Genomic DNA, 19434 nt, shown 5'->3' with positions numbered 1-19434 from the left:
GCAGAAGCTACGGGCCCTTGCGGTCAGATTCTGTCCGCAACTCCTCGGCCCTTCGGAGGCGGCGTGCCGCGGCCGCTCAGAACGGGAAGATGGTCCGTTCGTGCTGGATCGACACCCACTTCTGCGTGGTGAAGGCCTCCACCGTCGACTCCCCGTTGAGGCGGCCGACGCCGGACGCCTTCTCGCCGCCGAAGGCGACCAGCGGCTCGTCGTGGACCGTGCTGTCGTTGATGTGGATCATGCCGGTCTCGATCTGCCGCGCCACTCGTGCGCCGCGCTCCACGTTGCCCGTGTGCACCGCGCCGCTCAGCCCGTACGGGGAGTCGTTGGCCAGGCGTACCGCCTCGTCCTCGCCCTCGAAGGAGCGGAGCAGCACCACGGGCCCGAAGATCTCCTGCGTGTACAGCACGGAGTCTGCGGGCAGCCCGGCCAGCACGGTCGGCTCGACCAGATTGCCCTGCGTACGGCCGCGCACGAGGGGCGTGGCGCCCTCGGCGACCGCCCGCTCCACCAGCGCGGTCAGCGCCTCCGCCTGGAAGCTGTTGATGAGCGGGCCGATGTGGGTGTCCGGATCGCGCGGGTCGCCGGTCCGCAGCTTCTTGACCTTGGCCACGAACTTCTCGGTGAACTCCTGCTCGACCTTGCGGTCCACGAGGACGCGGTTGGCGGCCATGCAGACCTGGCCCTGGTACACGAAGCGGCTGAAGACCGCGGCGTCCACGGCGTAGTCGATGTCCGCGTCGTCCAGCACGATCAGCGCGCTGTTGCCGCTCAGTTCGAGGACGGCCCGCTTGAAGTGGCCCGCGGTGACGGCGGCGACGTGGCGGCCGACCTTGTCCGAGCCGGTGAAGGAGATGACGCGCGGCACGGGGTGCTCTATGAGCGCGTCGCCGATCTCGGCGATGTCGGTGATCAGGACGTTCAGCAGGCCGGCGGGCAGCCCGGCGTCCTCGAAGATCTTGGCGATCAGGCCGCCGCCGACCACCGGGGTGTTCTGGTTGGGCTTGACGACGACGGCGTTGCCCAGCGCCAGCGCGGGCGCCACGGACTTCAGGGTGACCAGGAACGGGAAGTTGTACGGGCTGATCACGCCGATGACGCCGACGGGGAGGCGGTAGACACGGTTCTCCTTGCCCTCCACGGGGGACGGCACGATGCGGCCCTCGGGGCGGAGCGCGAGCTGCACCGACTCGCGCAGGAACTCCTGCGCCGTGCGCACTTCGTAGGCCGCTTTGACGCGCGTACCGCCGAGCTCGACGACGATCGCCTCGATGATCTCGTCCTCGCGCTCCTGGACGATGCGCAGCGCGTTCTCGAATATCAGCCGGCGGCTGTAGGGATTGGTCCGCGCCCATTCGCGCTGTGCGCGTTCGGCCGCCCGGTAGGCCTCGTCGACCTGGTCCACGCCCGCGACGGTGACCGACGCCAGCTTTTCCTGGTCGTACGGATTGAAATCGATGATGTCCCACGAGCCGCTGCCGACCCGCCACTCACCGTCGATGTACTGGTAGGCCAGGTCGGAGAAGAAGGACATGGTCGTTCCTACTCTGTGCGGGCGCCTGTGGGGGTGGCTGATCCGACGTCATTCTACTGACGAGTCACGTCAATTGGAGCAGACCGCGAAGAAGATCCCGGGTGCGGGAGGGATCGAGGCTCTCCTCCTGCAGGCTGCTCATCACCCGCTCGTACTGCCCGACCTCCTCGGCCTTGTCCAGATACAGCGCGCTGGTGAGCTGTTCCAGATAGACGATGTCGGAGAGATCGGACTCCGGGAAACGCAGCATCGTGAAGGCACCGCTCTCGCCCGCGTGCCCGCCGAAATTGAACGGCACGACCTGGAGCCGCACGTTCGGACGCTCGGATATGTCGATCAGATGCTGGAGCTGGCCGCGCATGACGGTGCGGTCCCCATAGGGGCGGCGCAGCGCCGCCTCGTCCAGCACGCAGTCGAACTGCGGCGCCCGCTCGGCTATGAGGAGCTTCTGCCGCTCCTGGCGCAGCGCGACCCGGCGGTCGATCTCGGAGGCGGCGGCGTCGGGCATGCCACGGCTGACGACGGCATGGGCGTACCCCTCCGTCTGCAGAAGCCCGTGCACGAACTGCACTTCATAAGTGCGGATGAGGGACGCGGCTCCTTCCAGTCCCACATATGTCTGGAACCAGCCGGGAAGCACATCGCCGAAACTGTGCCACCACCCCGCCACATTGGCCTCACGGGCCAGCCCGAGGAGGGAGTCACGCTCGGCCTCGTCACCGACGCCGTAGAGGGTGAGCAGGTCCGCCACGTCCCGCGCCTTGAAGCTCACGCGCCCCAGCTCCATGCGGCTGATCTTCGATTCCGAAGCGCGGATCGAGTAGCCGGCAGCCTCACGTGTTATCCCGCGGGACTCTCGCAGCCTCCGCAGCTGCGACCCCAGCGGGATGCGCCGCACCACAGATCCGCTCGACTCACTTGCGGTCACAACTCAGACCCTCCCGTGGCCCACCCCGTCCAACAGTGAGCGGCAGTCTGCCACGTCCGGGCTCCGTTGCGTGCTCAACCGGTTACGGATATGAGCCCCTTCTGGCACCGCCGGTAAAGAGCAGGACAAGAGGGCGTAGGAAGAATTACGCCGCAATGCCTACGGCCATACACAAAGTGGACGTCTGCACGTGCATCTGCCCTTGCATCTGCCGTACGCATTCGGAACCATGGACCTCGCACACATGCACGCTCGTGAAAGACCCGCGAGATCTGGGCACACCCGTCTGGATCGTGACGTCCGCGAACGCCAGGAGTGCCTCGCATGGGGACCAAGGTTTCGACCATGCTCGCGCCGTTATGGCAGGGGCTTCCGCCAGTCGACCCCGCAGCCATATCGGGCGCCGTCACCTGGACCCTGCGGCCGCAGTACGAATCAGTGCGCGGCGCGCGCCAGTTCACCAGGGAAACGCTCCAGCGCTGGAACATGGACGAGCTTTTCGACAGCGTCGCGCTCGTCGTTTCGGAGCTGGTCACCAACGCGCTGCGGCACGCGGCCCCGGAACCCGGCGAATTGGTGGAAGGCGCGGCGTACGAAGAGGTGTACCGGGCGGCCGACTCGGCTCCCCCGAAGCTGCATCTGATCCGCTGGGCCGGCCGGCTCGTCTGCGCCGTGCGGGACAGCAGTGACGCCTCTCCGGTCGAGGGCGAGGCGGACTTCTCCGCCGAATCCGGGCGCGGGCTCTACCTCGTGGACTCCTTCAGCGACAGCTGGGGCTGGCACCGGCTGGAGGACGCCGCGCACGGCAAGGTCGTCTGGGCGCTCTTCCAGCTGCCTCAGGTACCGGCCCAGGCGGCGGCCTCCCAGGCGAGCTGAGGAACTCCCGGCGCCATTCGCACAGATATATGCACGTGCAGATATCACATGCAGGCGCAGCGGCCATTCCCGCGGTGGCAACCCCTCCCGCGAGACCCCTCAACCGCCCTCGTACGGGCCGGTAACCCGCCTTTCGGGACGACCGCGGTCAGTCCCGCATGAGGTGATCGAATTCACCGTCCTTGATGCCGAGCAGCATCGCCTCGATCTCGGCCGGCGTGTAGACCAGCGCGGGCCCGTCGGGGAAACGGGAATTGCGCACGGCCACATCGCCCTCCGGCAACTTCGCGAACTCCACGCACGTACCGTTGGAGTTGCTGTGCCGGCTCTTCTGCCACACCACTCCGACGAGATCCGATGCGGCCATGCCGTTGTACGCGTGGGGCACAGGTCTCTCCCGGTGAGAAATGGTGTCAACTGCCCGGGATCATAACTCTGTTCATATGCCGATGCTCGCGCAGATGCACGTGCACGACAGCGGGTGGCCAGCCCGTCACAGCTCGTCGAGCCCGTTCGTGTCCGCCGGACGCCTTCCCCGCCGCCCCCTCCCCCATGCCCGGCGGAGTACGGTCAGCGCGAGGCGTACGGCAGCAGCGCCATCTCCCGGGCGTTCTTGATCGCCGCGGCGATCTGCCGCTGCTGCTGCGCAGAAACCCTGGTGATGCGGCGGCTGCGGATCTTCCCGCGATCGGAAAGAAACTTCCGCAGCAGGTCGGTGTCCTTGTAGTCGACGTAGGTGATCCCGGCCGCGTCGAGCGGGTTGGGACGCGGCGTGCTCTTCTTGCGCGGATCGGGGCGACGGGGCATGACAGACATTTCCTTACGAACTCGTACGGTCAAAAGACGACTGAGAATTGATGTAGTTGCATGACGCACCCGTATGGCGGTTGACGGACGCGCCCTACGGCACCGGGTCGAGAAGCGCGTCGAACGCGGTGGACAGCCGCCGCCAGTGGTCCCGCCCCCGCGCGTACTCCTCGTCGGTGAGCAGGCAGGACTCCAGGAGCGCCGTCAGCCCCTCCCGGTCCAGGCCCGGCGAGGTGAAGACCAGGTGCTGCGCCCGGTCCCCGTGCTCGGGGTCCCAGTCCAGCGCGGCCGCGGCCCGGCGCACCGGCGGCACCATCTCCCAGGCGGCGTCCGGCAGCGAGGCCAGCCACGGCCCGGTGTTCTCCACACAGAGCGCACCGCCCGCCGCGTCCCAGGACAGCAGTGTGTCCGGCCGGTCGGCCAGCCAGAAGCGGCCCCGGCTGCGCGCGGCGGCGCAGCACAGGTCCTCCAGCGCGGCGTGCAGCCGGCCGGGGTGGAACGGCCGCGAGCGGTGCCAGACCAGGGTCGAGACGTCCTCGTCCTCGGCCTCCTGCGGCAGCAGCGCACAGGCGGGGTGCTGGCGCGCGGCGGCGGCCGCCACGTCGAAGCCCGCCGTCGCCGCGGCCACCAGCTCCGGCGACTCCACCGGAATGCGCAGCGCCGTGGGGTGCAGCTGCGTCAGCAGCGCGTGGTCCGACTCGTCGCCCGGCTCCTCACCGGGCGCGAGGACCAGCGCCGACGGATACTCCAGCTGACGCGCCCAGGTGTCCGCGACGGTCCGCTGGTCGGAGGCGGCGGCAGCCAGCCCCGCCTCGGCGAGGTCGTCGCCGCACCCGAGGTACGGCAGCAGCAGCGCCGGGTCGACGGCCGTCATGACGCCGGTCAGCACGAGCGCGTCGCTGCCGCAGGCGTCGAGCACCTCGGCCATCGCCTTGGGCTCGACGGAGTCCCACAGCTCCACGACGGCCAGCCGGCAGGTCCGGCCGTCGGCCAGCCGCTCCAGCTCGGGCACCAGGTCCTCGCGCAGCGCGCAGCACGCGCAGTCGTTGACCAGCGGCGCCTCGCCACTGTCCAGCAGCCCGCCGATGTCCCGTACGGTGCGCCGCACGCGGCCGTCGGCGGCGGTGGCGAGGTCGTGGTGGAGCGCGACGCTGCCGGGGACCTTGCGCAGCAGCTGCTCGACGGCGGCCCGGCGGGCTTCCGCGTGCAGCCCGCCGACGATCACCACGGAGAGCCGGTCGCGGTCCATCAGCGGTCCCCGCGCTCGTCGCCGGCCGCGCGCCGGCCGCCGGGCGTCCGGGTGCCGTACCGGCGCTCGAAGCGCTCCACGCGGCCCGCGGTGTCCAGTACGCGCGCCGTCCCCGTGTAGAAGGGGTGGCTCGCCGAGGAGATCTCCACATCGATCACCGGGTAGGTGTTGCCGTCCTCCCACTCGACCGTCCTGTCGCTGGTGGCGGTCGACCGGGTGAGGAAGGCGAAGTCGGCGGCCCGGTCGCGGAAGACGACGGGCCCGTACGCGGGGTGGATTCCAGGCTTCATGACGCTGCTCAGCGCTCCTCTCGGAAGTCGACGTGCCGCCCGGCGACCGGGTCGTACTTCTTCAGCACCAGCCGGTCGGGGTTGTTCCGGCGGTTCTTGCGGGTGACGTACGTGTAGCCCGTGCCGGCGGTGGACCGGAGCTTGATCACGGGACGTAGTTCGTTGCGGGCCATACGGGCTACTATACAGAAACGGTTTCCATTTTCATTAAGAGCTCAGCAGGAGGTAGCTCACTTTGTCCGCCCACTGCCAGCTGACCGGCCGCGCGCCGGCCTTCGGCAACTCGATCTCCCACTCGCACCGGCGCACGTCCCGCCGCTTCGACCCCAACATCCAGCGCAAGCGCTACTGGCTGCCGAGCGAGAACCGCTACGTACGCCTGCGGCTGAGCGCCAGGGCGATCAAGACCGTCGACACCATCGGCGTCGAAGCCGCCGTCGCCCGCATCCGTGCCCGAGGGGAGCGCGTCTGACATGGCCAAGAAGAGCAAGATCGCGAAGAACGAGAAGCGCCGCGTCGTCGTCGCCCGGTACGCGGCCCGCCGCGCCGCCCTGAAGGCGATCATCCGCGACCCGAAGACGGCGGACGAGGAGCGCCTCAGTGCCCAGCGCGAGCTGGCCCGCCAGCCCCGCGACGCCAGCGCCACCCGGGTCCGCAACCGGGACAGCATCGACGGCCGGCCGCGCGGCTACCTCCGCGCCTTCGGCCTCTCCCGCGTCAACCTGCGCGGACAGGCGCACGCCGGCCACCTGCCGGGCGTGACGAAGTCCAGCTGGTAGACCACCCGCCGACACCGGGGCCGGGGCCGCGTTCACACGCCCCTCGGCCCCGGTTTCCCTTTCGTACCCCTGTGCGGGGCATACTGAGCGGAACGCCCTATTCCGTACCGCGCTCACGGAGGCGCGGCCGCGCACCCCACGGGAACGCACCCCTACGACGGGAACGCACCCCTACGAGAGCGAGCCCCCATGTTCCGCAATGCCCTCGAGCCCTGGCACCTGGTGCTGATCCTCGCGGTCCTCGTCCTGCTCTTCGGCTCGAAGAAGCTGCCCGACATGGCCCGCGGCCTCGGCAAGTCAATGCGCATCCTGAAGTCCGAGACCAAGGCCATGAAGTCCGAGGCGGACGGGACCGCGAGCCCCGAGCGCGCCCGGGCGACCGTGGACGCCGGCCGGGAGTGACGGCCCGCACCGCCCGGGCCTGACCCGGGCGGGCGTCGGAAGGGCCGTCAGAAGGTCCAGAGGAACTCCTCCATGACCGGCGCCAGCATCACCGGTGTCTCGTGCATCGGGTAGTGGCCCGCCGCCGGCAGGGTGATCACCTCGGCGTTCGGGTACCAGGCCTGCCACGTGGCCCGCATGACGTCGGCGGTCAGGGCGAGATCGTGCTCCCCGACCACGACGCGCACGGGGACGGGGTTGCCGCGCACCGCCTCCGAGAGGTCCAGCGTGTGCCAGCTGGCGAGGTAGCGGGCGTGCGCCTCCGTTCGGGAGGCCGCCATCGAGTGGCCGACCATCCGCTGCTGCCACACCCGGCCCGTACGGTGGCCGGTCACGAGGTCGAGGATCGCACGGCGCTTCTCGGGGTCCTCGGACGCGCCGTAGAAGAGGGCTCGCGTCGGCTCGTCCATCGGGTACGGCCCGGCGGGCACGGGGGCGAGGCCGAGCAGGCGGGTCACCCGGCCGGGCGCGCGGACCAGCACCTGCTGGATCGCCTTCCCGCCCATCGAGTGCCCGACCAGCGCGAAGCGGTCCCAGCCGAGCTGGTCCGCGAGGGCGAGCACGTCGTCGGCGATCTCCCCCAGGTCGTAGCGGCCGGGCACGTCCCTGCGCTCGCCGTACCCCCGGTAGTCGAGCAGCGCGTACGTGAAGGCGTCGCCGTCGAGGTACTCCAGTGCCGTGCCCCAGGCCGCACAGGTGTCGAACCAGTCGTGCAGCACGATGACGTGGCGCGGGCCCGAGCCCACGAGACGGTGAGTGACGGACTGCTCGGTTCTGGTCATGCGGCGGCTCCCTCGTAGACGGCCGGTCCGTGGTGCTCGCCTCGTATGGTCCCGCCGTCCACGGCCCCGGCACAGACGCTGACCGTCACGAACACCTATGCCACCGGGGCGACTTGCGTACCGGGCGACTGTCAGTGGCCTGCGGTCCAATGGAGGCATGAACCCGACGCTGAAGGTCTCCCACGACCAGGTACTGGCCTGGCGGCTGCGGCAGCAGAGCCTCGTGCCCCGCGGTACCGAGTCCGTCGCCGGGCTCGCCGGGCGGCTGGCCGGAGTGCAGGCCCAGGTCGCCTCGTCCGCCGAGCTGGCCGTCGCCGTCCGCCGCCGCCGGCCCGCCGCCGGCGCCGTGGACGCCGCGCTCGTGGACCGCTCGGTGGTCAGGACCTGGGCCATGCGCGGGACGCTGCACCTGCTGCCCGCCCCGGTGCTCGGCTCGTACCTCTCGCTGCTCGGCGCTGCCCGTACGTGGGAGAAGCCTGCCTGGGAGAAGGCGTTCGGGGTGAGTCCGCGGCAAGTGGCGGCGCTGGGCGAGGCGGTCGACGAGGAGCTGGACGGGCGGCAGCTGACCCGCGAGGAGCTGGTGGCGGCCGTCTGCTCCCGCAAGGGCCTGGCCGGGCTCGGCGAGCAGCTCTCCTCGGGGTGGAGCGCGGTGCTCAAGCCGCTGGCGTGGACCGGCCGGCTGTGCCAGGGCCTGCCCCGGGGGCGGAACGTGACCTTCACCGCGCCGCGGTCCTGGGTGCCGGACTGGGCCGGTGTGCCGGACCCGGAGGAGGCGTCGGGCACGGTGCTCGCCGCGTATCTGGGGGCGCACGGCCCGGCCACGCCGACGGCCTTCGACGCGTGGCTGCTGCGCGGCGCGACCCGTAAGGCAGTGCTGCGGGGCTGGTTCGCGGCGCTCGGGGACGCGCTCACGCCGGTGGAGGTGGACGGGGTGCCCGGCGCATACGTGCGCAGCGAGGACGCCGACGCGCTGGCGGCCGCGCGGCCCTCCCGCGAGGTGCGACTGCTGGCCGGCTTCGATCAGTACGTCCTCGGGCCCGGCACGGCCGACCCCCGGCTCGTCCCGGCGCAGTACCGCAAGGAGGTCAGCCGTACGGCCGGGTGGATCTCCCCCGTCGTCGTGCACGGCGGGCGGGTCGCGGGCGTCTGGGCCTTCTCCGACACCGCCGTGGACATCGCCCTCTTCAAGGACCACGCGGCGGAGCGCGGGCCGGTGCCGGACGAGGGCCTGGCGGCCGAGGCGGCGCACCTGGCGCGCTGCACGGGCGTGGACCGCCCGGTGTCCGTACGGGTGATCTGAGGGCCGGGCGGGCGGCGGGGGCCGTCGCCGAGGGGGATTGTCGGACCCCGGTGCGAAACTCGAGCGTATGCGGTGGGTGGTGGGTGGTTCCGGGAGCGGGGGTGTGCGGCTGTGCGCGGTGGACGGGTCGGGTCAGCCCGCCGGGCCGGTGGCCGAGGAGCCGGACCTGGTGACGGCGGTGCGGGCGCGGCCCGAGGTGGAGCGCTGGGTGTGGCGGTCCACGACGGAGTCGTACCGGAAGCTGCTGGCGGCGGGGGTGCGGGTCGAGCGCTGTTACGACGTCGAGGCCGCAGAGGCGCTGCTCATCGGGCACGAGGAGGGCCAGTCGGGCCAGCCGCGGTCGCTCGCGGCGGCCTGGGCGCGACTGCGCGGCCTGCCGGTGCCCGAAGACCCGCCCGTGCGGAGCGCGGACACCCAGCCCTCGCTCTTCGAGACGGGGCCGGTGCCGCTGCCGCCGGGCACGGACGAGTTCTCGGCGCTGCTGGAGGTGTACGCGGGACAGCTGGCGCGTGCGGAGAAGACCGAGCGGCCGGAGCGGATGCGGCTGCTGCTGGCGTCGGAGTCGGCCGGGATGCTGGTCGCCGCCGAGATGCGGCGGGCGGGGGTGCCCTGGCGCGCGGACGTGCACCGCGCGCTCCTGGACGAGCTGCTCGGCGAGCGCTATCCGGGCGGCCTGGAGCCCCAGCGGCTGGCCGAGCTGGCGGACGAGGTGTCCCGGGCCTTCGGGGAGGGCATACGGGTCCGTCCCGACCTGCCCGCCGACATCATCCGTGCCTTCGGACAGGCCGGCATCAAGCTGACCTCCACCCGCAAGTGGGCGCTGCAGGCCCTCGACCATCCGGCCGTCGCCCCGATCCTGGAGTACAAGCGGCTCTACCGGGTGCACACGGCGCACGGCTGGTCCTGGCTCCAGCAGTGGGTGCACGAGGGCCGGTTCCGCCCGGAGTACCTCCCCGGCGGCACGGTCTCCGGGCGCTGGGCCACCAACGGCGGCGGCGCGCTCCAGATCCCCAAAGTGATCCGTCGGGCCGTGGTCGCCGATCCCGGCTGGCGGCTGGTGGTCGCGGACGCCGACCAGATGGAGCCGCGGGTGCTGGCCGCCGTCTCCCGGGACCGCGGGCTGATGGAGGTGGCGGGCAGCGGCCGCGACATGTACGCCGACCTGGCGGCCCGTGCCTTCGGCGGGGACCGCGCGCAGGCCAAGCTGGCGCTGCTCGGCGCGATCTACGGCCAGACCTCGGGCGACGCGCTCAAGCACATGGCGGACCTGCGGCGCCGCTATCCGGCAGCGGTGGCGTACGTGGACGACGCGGCACGGGCGGGCGAGGAGGGCCGCCTGGTGCGCACCTGGCTCGGCCGCACGAGCACGCCCGCTTCGGTGGCCCTGCCCGACGAGGCGGGCCTGCCGCAGGAGGAGGCCCCGGCCTCGTACGGCAGCACGGCGGGCGACCGGGCACGCGGCCGCTTCACCCGCAACTTCGTCGTGCAGGGCAGCGCGGCCGACTGGGCGCTGCTGGTGCTGGCCGCGCTCCGCCGGTCGCTGCACGAGGCCGGTATGCGCGCGGAGCTGGTCTTCTTCCAGCACGACGAGGTGATCGTGCACTGTCCCGAGGAGGAAGCGCCCGCGGTCGCCGAGGCCATCGCGGCGGCGGCCGATCTGGCGGGCCGCATCGCCTTCGGGCCCACCCCGGTCCGCTTCCCGTTCACCACGGCGGTGGTGGAGTGCTACGCGGACGCGAAATGAGGCGCGGCACGGCCGGGCGGGGCGCCGTACGGCCTGGCACGGGGCCGCGTACGAGCCGGGGGACGGCGCCCGTACAGGCTCTAAACTCCGAGGAGGCCCCGGTGCGGCCGGCCGGGCCGTGAGGACGTCGATGACCGCCATCCGGGAGAGGACCAGCGTTGACCGGTACCGAAGGGACAGCCGACGGCACTGCCGAGGGGACTCCTGACGCCGTGCCCCCGGCCGACGACCCCGCGTCCCCGGCCAAGCTCAGCCCCAAGGACCGCCGCAAGCGGATCGCGGACCGGGTGCTGGCGGAGGGCCAGGTCAGCATCGAGGACCTGGTCAAGGAGCTGGGCGTCAGCCAGATGACCGTCCACCGCGACCTGGACAGTCTGGAGCACCAGGGCTGGCTGCGGAAGGTGCGCGGCGGCGCCACCGCGGCGCCCAACGCCCTGTTCGAGTCCAACGCGCGCTGGCGCGGCAGCGAGCACGTCGCCGCGAAGGAGGCGATCTGCGCGGCCGCGCTGGCCATCGCGGAGCCCGGCCAGGCGGTGATCATCGACGACTCCAGTACGGCGCTGCCGCTGGCCCGTTCGCTCTCCGGGCGGGGCGCGTACACCGTGATCACCAACTCCCTGCAGGTGATCAATGAGCTGGCCGACGAGCCCGACATCCGGGTGATCGCGCTGGGCGGCGAGTACCACGCCGCGTTCAACGCCTTCCTCGGCATGTCCACCGCGGACATCGCGCGCAGCTTCCGCGCCGATGTCGCCTTCCTGTCCACCTCCGCCGTCGACAACGGCCACTGCTACCACCAGGCGCAGGAGAACGTCCTGGTCAAGCGGGCCCTGATGGCGGCGGCCCGGCGCAAGGTGCTGCTGGTGGACCACTCCAAGTTCAGCCGCCAGGCGCTGTACGAGCTGGCCCCGCTGGCCGACTTCGATCTCGTCATCTCCGACCAGGATCTTCCGCAGGAGGAGCAGGAGGCGCTTCAATCGCTGGGTGTGCGCTACGAATTGGTGGCGACCGACGGCTGAGGCGGAGGCCGCGTACGTGCGCGGACCACGGGACGGAGCGGTGCATGAGTGAGCTGGAGCGGATCAACCCGGCGCAGTTGTCCCCGCCCACCGGCTTCAGCCATGCCGTGCGGGCCGCTCCCGGGACGCTCGTCCTGCTCGCCGGGCAGACGGCGCTGGACGGCGCGGGCCGGATCGTCGGCACGGGCGTCGTCGAGCAGTTCGAGCAGGCGCTGACGAACCTGCTGGCCGCCGCGGAGGCGGCCGGGGCCGGCCCCGGGGACCTGGGCAAACTGACGGTGTACGCGGTGGACGTGGCCGACTACCGCAGCAACGCCGCCGCGATCGGCCGGGTGTGGAAGCAACTGGTCGGCACGGACTACCCCGCGATGGCCGTGATCGGCACGACCCGCCTGTGGGACGAGGCCGCGCTCGTCGAGATCGAGGGCATCGCGGTCGTCTCCTGATCCGCCCGGCCGCGCGGCGCCGGCCACCGGCCCTCACCGGCCGTACCAGCCCACCAGCGTCTTCTCGTCCGCGTCCGTGAGCGTGATCCGGAAGAGTTCGCCGAGCACCCGCGGCAGCTCGGCGGCGCCGACCTCCCGCACGTCGCGGGAGTAGTCGGTACCGGTCAGCGTCAGCTCCGTACCGATCAGGGTGCGCCGCAGGCCGTGGTCCGGGCGCTGCACCACGAGGCGCTGGACGAACGGCGACCGCGGGTGGGTCGCGATGTAGTGATTGAAGACGGCGAAGTCGACGGCGTACCGCGGCTCCGCCCCGAAGGAGTACAGGTCGAGCCAGCCCTCGGGGTGCAGCGACCGCACGATCCACGTGCGCTCGCCGTCCGGGTCCGCCGCGTCGACCCGGTCGATGCCGAAGGTCCAGCCGCCCTGCCGCTCCTGGTACCCGGCGCGCAGCGGCAGCGGCGCGAGCAGCGCCTCGCCGCCGAAGCCGACGTCGGTGATCCAGTCCTCGCCGTCCAGCCGCACCTTCAGCAGCGCGTGCGTGGTGGGGCGGATCCGGTCGTCGCCCATCCGGATGCGGGCGCCGAGCCCGGAGACGGCGAAGCCGAGCCGCTCCAGCGCTGCGGCGTAGAGCAGGTTGTGCTCGTAGCAGTAGCCGCCGCGGCCGCCGCTGACGAGCTTGTCCTGGAGGCTCGGCACGTCCAGCGCCAGCGGCCGGCCGAGGAGCACGTCGATGTTCTCGAAGCCGATGGCCGTGACGTGGGCGGCCTGGACCGCGCGCAGCGTCTCCAGGGTGGGCGCGCGGTCCCCCGCGTACCCGATGCGCGCCAGGTAGGCGTCCAGGTCCAGCTGTTCACCGGACCAGGCCGACTCGGACATGGTGTCTCCTCCGGACGGACGACGGGGCCCGGTCCGCGCGCGAACCGGGCCCCGGATGGCACAGGCGATTCTGCCTGGCCTTCATGTCACTTCCGGTGGCGGGCCACCTCGGCGGCGTCCTTCTTGAACGCCCAGGTCATCTTGGGTTCCATGGCGAACCGGAACATCCGCTGCACCGGTGGGGTGCACAGCACCGTGATGATCGAACCGGCGATCAGCGTCAGTGCGATCGCGCCGAGCGGGGTGTGCATCCAGTGGGCGTCGTACCAGTCCCAGAAGCGTGACCCCTTGGCCAGGAAGCCGTGCAGCAGGTAGCCGTACAGGGTGCCGGCGCCGAGCGCGGTGAACCACATCTTGCGGCCCGGGACCCAGGCGAAGAAGCACGCCACCAGGACCAGTGAGCAGCCGAACATCGCCAGCGTCATGACCGCACCGGACCACCACGGGGCGGCCATCTCCTGGGCGCTGTCGCGGTGGTAGAACCACGCGGCGTTCATCCGGGGCGCGGCCCAGTACGCGAAGACCAGCGCGGCGGCGAAGACCGGCACCGCCAGCATGCGGGCGCGCTTGTTGCGCACCAGCAGGAAGTGCTCGGGCTTGAGGCACAGGCCGATGACGAAGAACGGCAGGAACTGCAGCACGCGCTGGAGGTCCAGGTCGTCACCGATGTCCGGCGAGACGGACGCCAGGACGGCGATGGCCAGGGCCAGCGGGACGGGCCAGCGCACGATCTTCCAGATCGGCGTGGTGAGCCGCCAGACGAACAGCGCGATCAGGAACCAGGTCAGGTACCACGGGTCCAGCAGGCTGATGGGGTACGAAGGGTCGTCGTCCGCCACCCGCTTGAACAGCGTGTACGCCGTCTCGAAGAGGATGTACGGCACAGCGACGCCGGTGATCAGCCGCTGCAGCCGGTCCTTGCGCATGTCGAAACTGCGCGAGAAGTAGCCGGAGATGATGATGAACGCCGGCATGTGGAACGCGTACACGGTGATGTACAGCGCGGCCGCCGACCGGCTGCCGTCCCGCAGCGGTTCCCACGAATGCCCCATCGCCACGAGGACGATGGCGAGGTACTTGGCGTTGTCGAAGAAGGCGTCGCGCTGTTTGCCGTTCTTCGCCTGCGTGTCCCGCTTCCGGCCGGTCTGCTCGCCGCCACCGGTGACCGCATGGTCCTTGACCGCGGTGTCCGCGGCGCCCGGTGCGGACCGGGTGGGAGGAAGGGGAGTGCGTCGCTCACTCTGCGACTGCGCGAGATTGTTCACGTCCCCTCCCCCAGGCAACCCAGGGAGAGAATTCTCCGTCTTACCGGAATTGCGGGGAGCGAGGCAGCTGAGAACATCAGAGGCACCCTAGCCCGGCACGCCGAATCCCGTAAATCCTCTCCTCACATGCTTCACATGCCATGTACGTCACACGCCGGGCGGGTAAGCGGAATGCGCAGGTCAGAGGATGACGCCGTCGATTCCGAAGGCCGAGAACGCCCGTTTGGCCTGATTGGCCGACACGCCCCAGGTGTGCACTTCGAGCCGCTCGGCGTGCGGTCCCCACAGGCTGTGCACAGCGGACACATAGGCCGAACTCAGGTCCTTGAAGGGCGGATTGATCCAGTCGGCGAACCGGGCGTACTCCGGGAGCTTGGCCCGGCTCGGCGTACCGAGCACCGCGGTACGGACTTCCGGCTGGAGCGCGTGCACCTTACGGACGGCGTCGACGCCGAAGCTCTGGATGACGAGTCCGTCCATGACGTGTGCCGGGTCCAGCCAACCCGAACTCCGCAGCTGCGTGAGTACCTGCTTCTCGATGCCGGGGTACTTCTCCGGATTCTTGATCTCCAGCAGGAGGTTCTGGCCGTTGTTGTCCAGCCGGTCGAGGTAGGACGCGAGGGTGGGCACCCGCTGGCCCGCGTACTTCTTGTTGAACCAGCTCCCCGCGTCCAGCTTGGCGATCTCGGCAGCGGTGAAGTCCCCCACCCGCCAAGGCGACCGCTTGGGGAAGACCTTCTTCGCGTTGGTGGTCCGCGTGAGCGTGGCGTCGTGGATGACGACCAGCTTGCCGTCCTTGGTGCGCTGTACGTCGTTCTCGACCCACTCGACGTCGCGCCGGTCGGCCTCGTCGACGGCGGCGAGGGTGTTCTCGGGCGCGTACTTCGCGGCCCCCCGGTGTGCGACCACGGTGGGGCCGTCGAGCGGCAGTCCCTTCTGGGCGGAGACCAGGCGGACCGGGGCCGGCGGGGCGACGGCACCACCGCCCCCGGCACCCGCGTCGGCGGCGAGCACCGCCGCGAAGAGAAGCACGAAACCGGCTGCGGCGCTGCGGACGGCGCTTCGGAGCATGGGGCCTCCTGGACGCTGGCGGCGGGCCTCGCACGCCGGACAGGGCGGACCACCCCTGCCGGGCGCCGGAGAGCCCATGACAACTCCCACCACAATTGCACCAGTTTATCCGTTTTCCCATTCCTGTGCGCCAGGCGGGCTACCCACCCCCGGGAAACCGGCCGGATGAGGGCCAGGACATGGCGAAAGGACGCTGAGTAATTGTTTGGCCAATACTCGGCCTGCGCACTACCGGCACGTCACACGAGGGACCGCAACTCCGGCAGTACATCGGCGTCCGTACCGTCCAGCGCGGCCAGCGACAGGCGCCACTGCGTACCGGACTCGGCAGTGCGCCCCAGTGCGCGCAGCACATGGCCGTACTCGTACCGCGCCTTCCCCGAGGTGTACGCGTCGCCGCGCACTTCGGCCAGGGCCAGCAGCGCCTCGCACTCGCGCGCCGCGTGGTCCGCCCGCGTCAGCCGCCGCAGCGCGCGGATGAGGCCGAGCCGGCTCTCGGAGACCGTGTGCCAGTCGGTAGCGTCCTCCGGTGAGTGCAGCGCCGCCTCGAAGTGGCCGATGGCCTCCTCCGGTTCGCCGAGCGTGAGGTAGGCGCAGCCGATGTTGCAGCGCGCCGTCTGCTGCAACGGTGCGCTGTCCAGCCGTACGCCCGTCTCCAGGCTCCGCATGTGGAACTCGATGGCCTTGCGCGCGTCGGTCAGCTCGAAGAGATTTCCCAGGTTGCTGAGGCAGACCGCCACCGCGTGGTCGTCGCCGAGCCGGTACGCGTACGCCAGCGCCTCCTCCTGCGCCGCCGCCGACTCCTCGGGCCGACCCAGCACGTACAGCAGCAGCCCGCGGTTGCCGAGCGCCCGCTGGAGCCACTCGTCGTCGCCCAGCAGCCGCGACTTCGCGATCGCCTCGTCGATCAGCGCGAGCGCCTTCTCGTAGCGCCCCGACATGTAGTACGCGCCGGCCAGGTCGCTCATCGCGACCAGTTCCGCGCCCGCGTCCCCCGACTCCCGCGCGGCCGTGCGTGCCAGGCCGCTCAGCTCGGTCAACTCCTGCATCCGGCCGCGGCCCTGCAGATACGGCGCGAGCATCCGCACCAGCGTCACCGCCGCGTCCCGGGCGTGCTCCGTACGGATGTGGCGGGTCACCAGGCAGCGCATCACCGCCAGTTCGCGATCGCCCCAGGCGCACGCCTCCTCGCCGACCTCGAAGGGCGCGGCCCGCTCCGCCGGCTCGCCCGCCAGCCGCACCTCACGGAAGCGCGTCGCCGGCAGGAACACCCGGACGGACTGCGCGGCCCGGGCCGCGAACCATTCCACGCCGCGCCGTACCGCCGCCGCCCGCTCCGCGGCCTCCTCGTGCCGCTCGGCCACCTCGCGCGCGAAGTCCCGTACGAGGTCGTGCGGCGCGTACCGGCCGAAGGCCACCTCCTCCAGCAGGGCCACGTCCACCAGCCGGTCCAGCGCGGCACAGGCCCGCCGGACGCCGGCGTCCATCAGCCGGGCCGTCAGCTCCGTCTCGTACTCCGGCAGGTCCAGCGTCCCCATCCGGCGCAGCACCAGCGCCGCGTCCCGGTCGGCCGACCGCTCCGAGGCGACCAGGGCGTCGTACGCGAAGGCCAGCGGACGCCGCACGCTCAGGTCGTCGTACTCCAGGTGGTCCAGCCGCCCGTCCTGCCCGTCCAGCAGCTCGACCAGCGCCTCGACGGTCAGCGCACGGCGGGCGGCCAGCCGCGCCGCGACCACCCGCAGCGCCAGCGGCAGCTGGCCGCAGAGCTCCGCCAGCCGCCGGGCCGCCGGACTGCCGGCCGGCACCCGGCCCTGCCCCGAGACCCGGCCGATCAGGTCCACGCTGTCCCGCTCGGTGAGCCGGGCCAGCGGCAGGTGCACCGCGCCGTCCAGCGCCGCCAGCGGCGACCGGCTGGTGACCAGCACCGCGCAGCCGGGATCCGCCGGGAGCAGCGGGCGCACCTGGGCGGCGCCGGCCGCGTCGTCGAGGACGAGGAGCATCCGGGCCCCGGCGAGCGTCGAGCGGAACAGCGCCGCTGCGGCGTGCACGTCGTCCGGCACCCGGCCCCTCGGTACGCCGAGGTCGCGCAGCAGCGCCTCCAACCCCTGAAGCGCGGTCATCGGCGCGCCACCGGGGTTGGCGCCGCGCAGGTTCAGGAAGAGCTGCCCGTCCGGGTAACGGTCGCGCAGCCCGTGGGCGACGTGCACGGCAAGCGCGCTCTTGCCGACCCCGGCCATTCCGCTGAGCACGGCGGTGGCGGGCCGGTCGGCATGCGGCACCAACGCCTCGTACAGCGCCTCCACCTGCGCGTCGCGACCCAGGAACGGGGTGGGCGGCGGCGGGAGTTGGGCGGGCCGGGGCGCGGGACCGGCACCGGTGTCCGTACTCGGCCCGGCACCGGCTTCCTCGCTGAGCCCTGCACCGGCTTCCGTGCCGACAGACGGGGCCCCGTCGTACGCAGCACCCGGTACGCAGCGTTCGTGGTCCCCCTCAAGGGCTGCCTCCCCGGCTGCTTCTTGCGCCGGGGAAGCCGCCCTTTGGCCAGGGATGCTCGTCTCTCTCCGGCCGGGGACGGCCGCCTCGGGCGGGTCGTCCCGCAGCACCTCCTGGTACGCCTCCTGTACCGCCGCGCCCGGCTCGACGCCCAGGTCCTCCACCAGCCGCCGGCGCAGCGCGTGGAAGACCGCGAGCGCCTCCGCCTGACGCCCCGTGCGCCGCAGTACCAGCATCAGCTGCCGGTGGCAGGACTCGCGCAGCGGATGCTCGGCGACCAGCCGCGACAGCTCGGGCGCGAGGCCCCTGTGCCGCCCCAGCAGCAGCTCTGCGTCGTACCGCCACTCCAGCAACTGGAGACGTTCCTCCTCCAATTGGCGGACGAAGGGCTGCGCGTCCAGCGCCTCGTGCACCTCCTCGGACAGGCCGTCCAGCGGCCGGCCGCGCCACAGGGCCGACGCCCCGGCGGCCTCCCGGAGCACCGCGGTCCAGTCCCCCCGGCTGTACGCCTCCCGGGCCCGCCGTACGGCCGCGGTGAACTCGGTACTGTCCAGCTCACCGGCGCCGACCCGCAGCAGATAGCCGGGCGCCACCGAGCGGAGCCGGCCGTCGCCGTCCGCACCGAGCGTGCGGCGCAGCCGCGTGACGTGGTTGTAGAGCGAGGCGTTGGCCGAGGCGGGGGCACGCGCGCCCCACAGCGCCTCCTTGAGCACCTCGACCGGTACGACGCGGTTCGCGCGCAGCAGGAGGGCGGCCAGCAGCGCCCGGCCCTTCGCACTGTTCAACGGCCGGGCTCCGCCCGCGCCGTCGTCCACCGTCAACGGGCCCAGCAGGCCGAACCGCATGTTGCTCCTCCGTACAGGCCGACCCGTTGGCCCCATGGTTGGCCACATGTTAGTCAGCCGTTGGACCCGTCCGATGAGATCGTCACATCGGATCCGGCCCGTCGGTGCGCCGGCGCGCACACCGTCCGTCGGGGGAGCGCAACCGCCGAGCCGGATCCGCGGCAGTACGGCTGCTGTCCGGCCGCTGTCCGGGAGGTTTTGACGGCGGCCGAAGAGTGACAGTCTCTGGGGGACCGGTCAGCCTCGACAGGGAGCCTCGCGTGGAAAGCGACCACAGCGGCAGCGGCGACGACGACTGCGGTAACGCCCCGGGCGAGGCCGTGCGGCAGCGAGCCGTCGCCCTCGTCCAGCAGATCCTGGACCGTGCGTACGAGGGCGAGGCCGAGCTCTACGCCCATCTGGACTGGCTGGAGCAGGCCCTGCGCTGCCGCTACATCAGCGACTTGATCTTCTGGCCCGATGTGCCGCCCAGCGCCGAGGAAGTCGTCCGCCAGGCGCTGTCCTTCGGACCGGCCATCCCCCGGCCGCGCGGCACCCCGACGGACCGCACGAACACCCGGCGCTGAGCGCCGAGGAGCCGAGGAAGGGCGCCGACCGCCTGCCCTCCGCGCCTCGCCCCGCCGGGCACCAGATCAGGCCACCGAGCAGCGAATCACGTCACCACGCAGTGCCCCAGGTCGCCGAGCAGC

General features: G+C 71.7%; 21 protein-coding genes. 9 read left to right on the top strand and 12 right to left on the bottom strand.

Annotation, left to right across the window (positions count from 1 at the left end):
- Window positions 1-76 precede the first annotated feature (76 nt).
- Together ACIGQF_RS26720 and ACIGQF_RS26715 are read right to left on the bottom strand one after the other, a co-directional pair.
- Window positions 77-1534: an aldehyde dehydrogenase family protein gene (locus ACIGQF_RS26720; RefSeq protein WP_399714918.1), complete on the bottom strand. Its 1458-nt coding sequence runs from the start codon at window positions 1532-1534 to the stop codon at window positions 77-79.
- Between the two features lie 64 nt (window positions 1535-1598).
- A complete protein-coding gene (locus tag ACIGQF_RS26715; protein WP_399714914.1) occupies window positions 1599-2462 on the bottom strand; it encodes a helix-turn-helix domain-containing protein in 864 nt (287 codons plus the stop codon).
- A gap of 324 nt (window positions 2463-2786) precedes the next feature.
- On the opposite strand from ACIGQF_RS26715, the gene ACIGQF_RS26710 reads away from it, so the two are divergent.
- A complete protein-coding gene (locus tag ACIGQF_RS26710; RefSeq protein WP_399714911.1) occupies window positions 2787-3338 on the top strand; it encodes an ATP-binding protein in 552 nt (183 codons plus the stop codon).
- A 148-nt stretch (window positions 3339-3486) separates the two neighbouring features.
- On the opposite strand, the gene ACIGQF_RS26705 is transcribed toward ACIGQF_RS26710, so the two are convergent.
- From ACIGQF_RS26705 to rpmG, 5 genes are all read right to left on the bottom strand, one after another.
- A complete protein-coding gene (locus ACIGQF_RS26705) occupies window positions 3487-3726 on the bottom strand; it encodes a DUF397 domain-containing protein (protein WP_399714909.1) in 240 nt (79 codons plus the stop codon).
- Window positions 3727-3908: 182 nt separating this feature from the next.
- A complete protein-coding gene (gene rpsR, locus ACIGQF_RS26700) occupies window positions 3909-4145 on the bottom strand; it encodes a 30S ribosomal protein S18 (RefSeq protein WP_399714905.1) in 237 nt (78 codons plus the stop codon).
- Window positions 4146-4239: 94 nt separating this feature from the next.
- Complete coding sequence (locus tag ACIGQF_RS26695; protein WP_399714902.1) at window positions 4240-5394, bottom strand: GTP-binding protein; 1155 nt, start codon at window positions 5392-5394, stop codon at window positions 4240-4242.
- Window positions 5394-5684: a type B 50S ribosomal protein L31 gene (locus ACIGQF_RS26690; protein ID WP_399714899.1), complete on the bottom strand. Its 291-nt coding sequence runs from the start codon at window positions 5682-5684 to the stop codon at window positions 5394-5396. The genes ACIGQF_RS26695 and ACIGQF_RS26690 overlap by 1 nt, the downstream gene beginning before the upstream one ends.
- Before the next feature lie 8 nt (window positions 5685-5692).
- The gene (gene rpmG / locus ACIGQF_RS26685) at window positions 5693-5857 is read right to left on the bottom strand and encodes a 50S ribosomal protein L33 (protein WP_030260286.1); all 165 of its coding nucleotides are present in this window, start codon (window positions 5855-5857) and stop codon (window positions 5693-5695) included.
- Between the two features lie 62 nt (window positions 5858-5919).
- On the opposite strand from rpmG, the gene rpmB reads away from it, so the two are divergent.
- From rpmB to tatA, 3 genes are all read left to right on the top strand, one after another.
- Window positions 5920-6156 (top strand): 50S ribosomal protein L28, encoded by a 237-nt coding sequence (rpmB, locus tag ACIGQF_RS26680; RefSeq protein WP_361552665.1) that lies wholly within the window; start codon window positions 5920-5922, stop codon window positions 6154-6156.
- Window position 6157: 1 nt separating this feature from the next.
- Window positions 6158-6463 carry a 30S ribosomal protein S14 gene (rpsN, locus tag ACIGQF_RS26675; RefSeq protein ID WP_361552668.1) on the top strand — a complete coding sequence of 102 codons (306 nt, stop codon included), beginning with the start codon at window positions 6158-6160 and terminating at the stop codon, window positions 6461-6463.
- A gap of 189 nt (window positions 6464-6652) precedes the next feature.
- Window positions 6653-6865: a Sec-independent protein translocase subunit TatA gene (gene tatA, locus ACIGQF_RS26670; protein WP_399714895.1), complete on the top strand. Its 213-nt coding sequence runs from the start codon at window positions 6653-6655 to the stop codon at window positions 6863-6865.
- A gap of 47 nt (window positions 6866-6912) precedes the next feature.
- Here the strand turns inward: tatA and ACIGQF_RS26665 are convergent, their stop codons facing one another.
- Window positions 6913-7686 carry an alpha/beta fold hydrolase gene (locus tag ACIGQF_RS26665; protein WP_399714892.1) on the bottom strand — a complete coding sequence of 258 codons (774 nt, stop codon included), beginning with the start codon at window positions 7684-7686 and terminating at the stop codon, window positions 6913-6915.
- 157 nt (window positions 7687-7843) lie between these two features.
- On the opposite strand from ACIGQF_RS26665, the gene ACIGQF_RS26660 reads away from it, so the two are divergent.
- The 4 genes from ACIGQF_RS26660 (at window position 7844) to ACIGQF_RS26645 (ending at window position 12195) form a co-directional block, all read left to right on the top strand.
- On the top strand, window positions 7844-8986 hold the full coding sequence (locus ACIGQF_RS26660; RefSeq protein WP_399714889.1) for a winged helix DNA-binding domain-containing protein: 1143 nt from the start codon (window positions 7844-7846) through the stop codon (window positions 8984-8986).
- Between the two features lie 67 nt (window positions 8987-9053).
- Entirely contained in the window at window positions 9054-10730 is a 1677-nt protein-coding gene (locus ACIGQF_RS26655; RefSeq protein ID WP_399714887.1) for a bifunctional 3'-5' exonuclease/DNA polymerase, read from the top strand.
- 158 nt (window positions 10731-10888) lie between these two features.
- Window positions 10889-11749, top strand: coding sequence for a DeoR/GlpR family DNA-binding transcription regulator (locus tag ACIGQF_RS26650; protein WP_399714885.1), 861 nt, complete (start codon window positions 10889-10891; stop codon window positions 11747-11749).
- Window positions 11750-11793: 44 nt separating this feature from the next.
- Window positions 11794-12195, top strand: a complete 402-nt coding sequence (locus ACIGQF_RS26645) for a RidA family protein (protein WP_399714883.1) — start codon at window positions 11794-11796, stop codon at window positions 12193-12195.
- 33 nt (window positions 12196-12228) lie between these two features.
- On the opposite strand, the gene ACIGQF_RS26640 is transcribed toward ACIGQF_RS26645, so the two are convergent.
- From ACIGQF_RS26640 to ACIGQF_RS26625, 4 genes are all read right to left on the bottom strand, one after another.
- Window positions 12229-13071, bottom strand: coding sequence for an arylamine N-acetyltransferase (locus ACIGQF_RS26640; protein WP_399714880.1), 843 nt, complete (start codon window positions 13069-13071; stop codon window positions 12229-12231).
- A gap of 86 nt (window positions 13072-13157) precedes the next feature.
- Window positions 13158-14336, bottom strand: coding sequence for an acyltransferase family protein (locus ACIGQF_RS26635; protein WP_399714878.1), 1179 nt, complete (start codon window positions 14334-14336; stop codon window positions 13158-13160).
- Between the two features lie 180 nt (window positions 14337-14516).
- Complete coding sequence (locus ACIGQF_RS26630; RefSeq protein ID WP_399714876.1) at window positions 14517-15407, bottom strand: glycerophosphodiester phosphodiesterase; 891 nt, start codon at window positions 15405-15407, stop codon at window positions 14517-14519.
- A 239-nt stretch (window positions 15408-15646) separates the two neighbouring features.
- Window positions 15647-18745, bottom strand: a complete 3099-nt coding sequence (locus ACIGQF_RS26625) for a BTAD domain-containing putative transcriptional regulator (RefSeq protein WP_399714873.1) — start codon at window positions 18743-18745, stop codon at window positions 15647-15649.
- A 260-nt stretch (window positions 18746-19005) separates the two neighbouring features.
- Here ACIGQF_RS26625 and ACIGQF_RS26620 point away from each other — a divergent pair, with 260 nt between their 5' ends.
- Window positions 19006-19311 (top strand): hypothetical protein, encoded by a 306-nt coding sequence (locus ACIGQF_RS26620; protein ID WP_399714870.1) that lies wholly within the window; start codon window positions 19006-19008, stop codon window positions 19309-19311.
- Window positions 19312-19434 lie beyond the last annotated feature (123 nt).

It is taken from the genome of Streptomyces sp. NPDC053560 (genome assembly GCF_044544605.1).
GTDB lineage: Bacteria > Actinomycetota > Actinomycetes > Streptomycetales > Streptomycetaceae > Streptomyces.
This window is presented reverse-complemented; position numbering and strand designations above follow the sequence as displayed.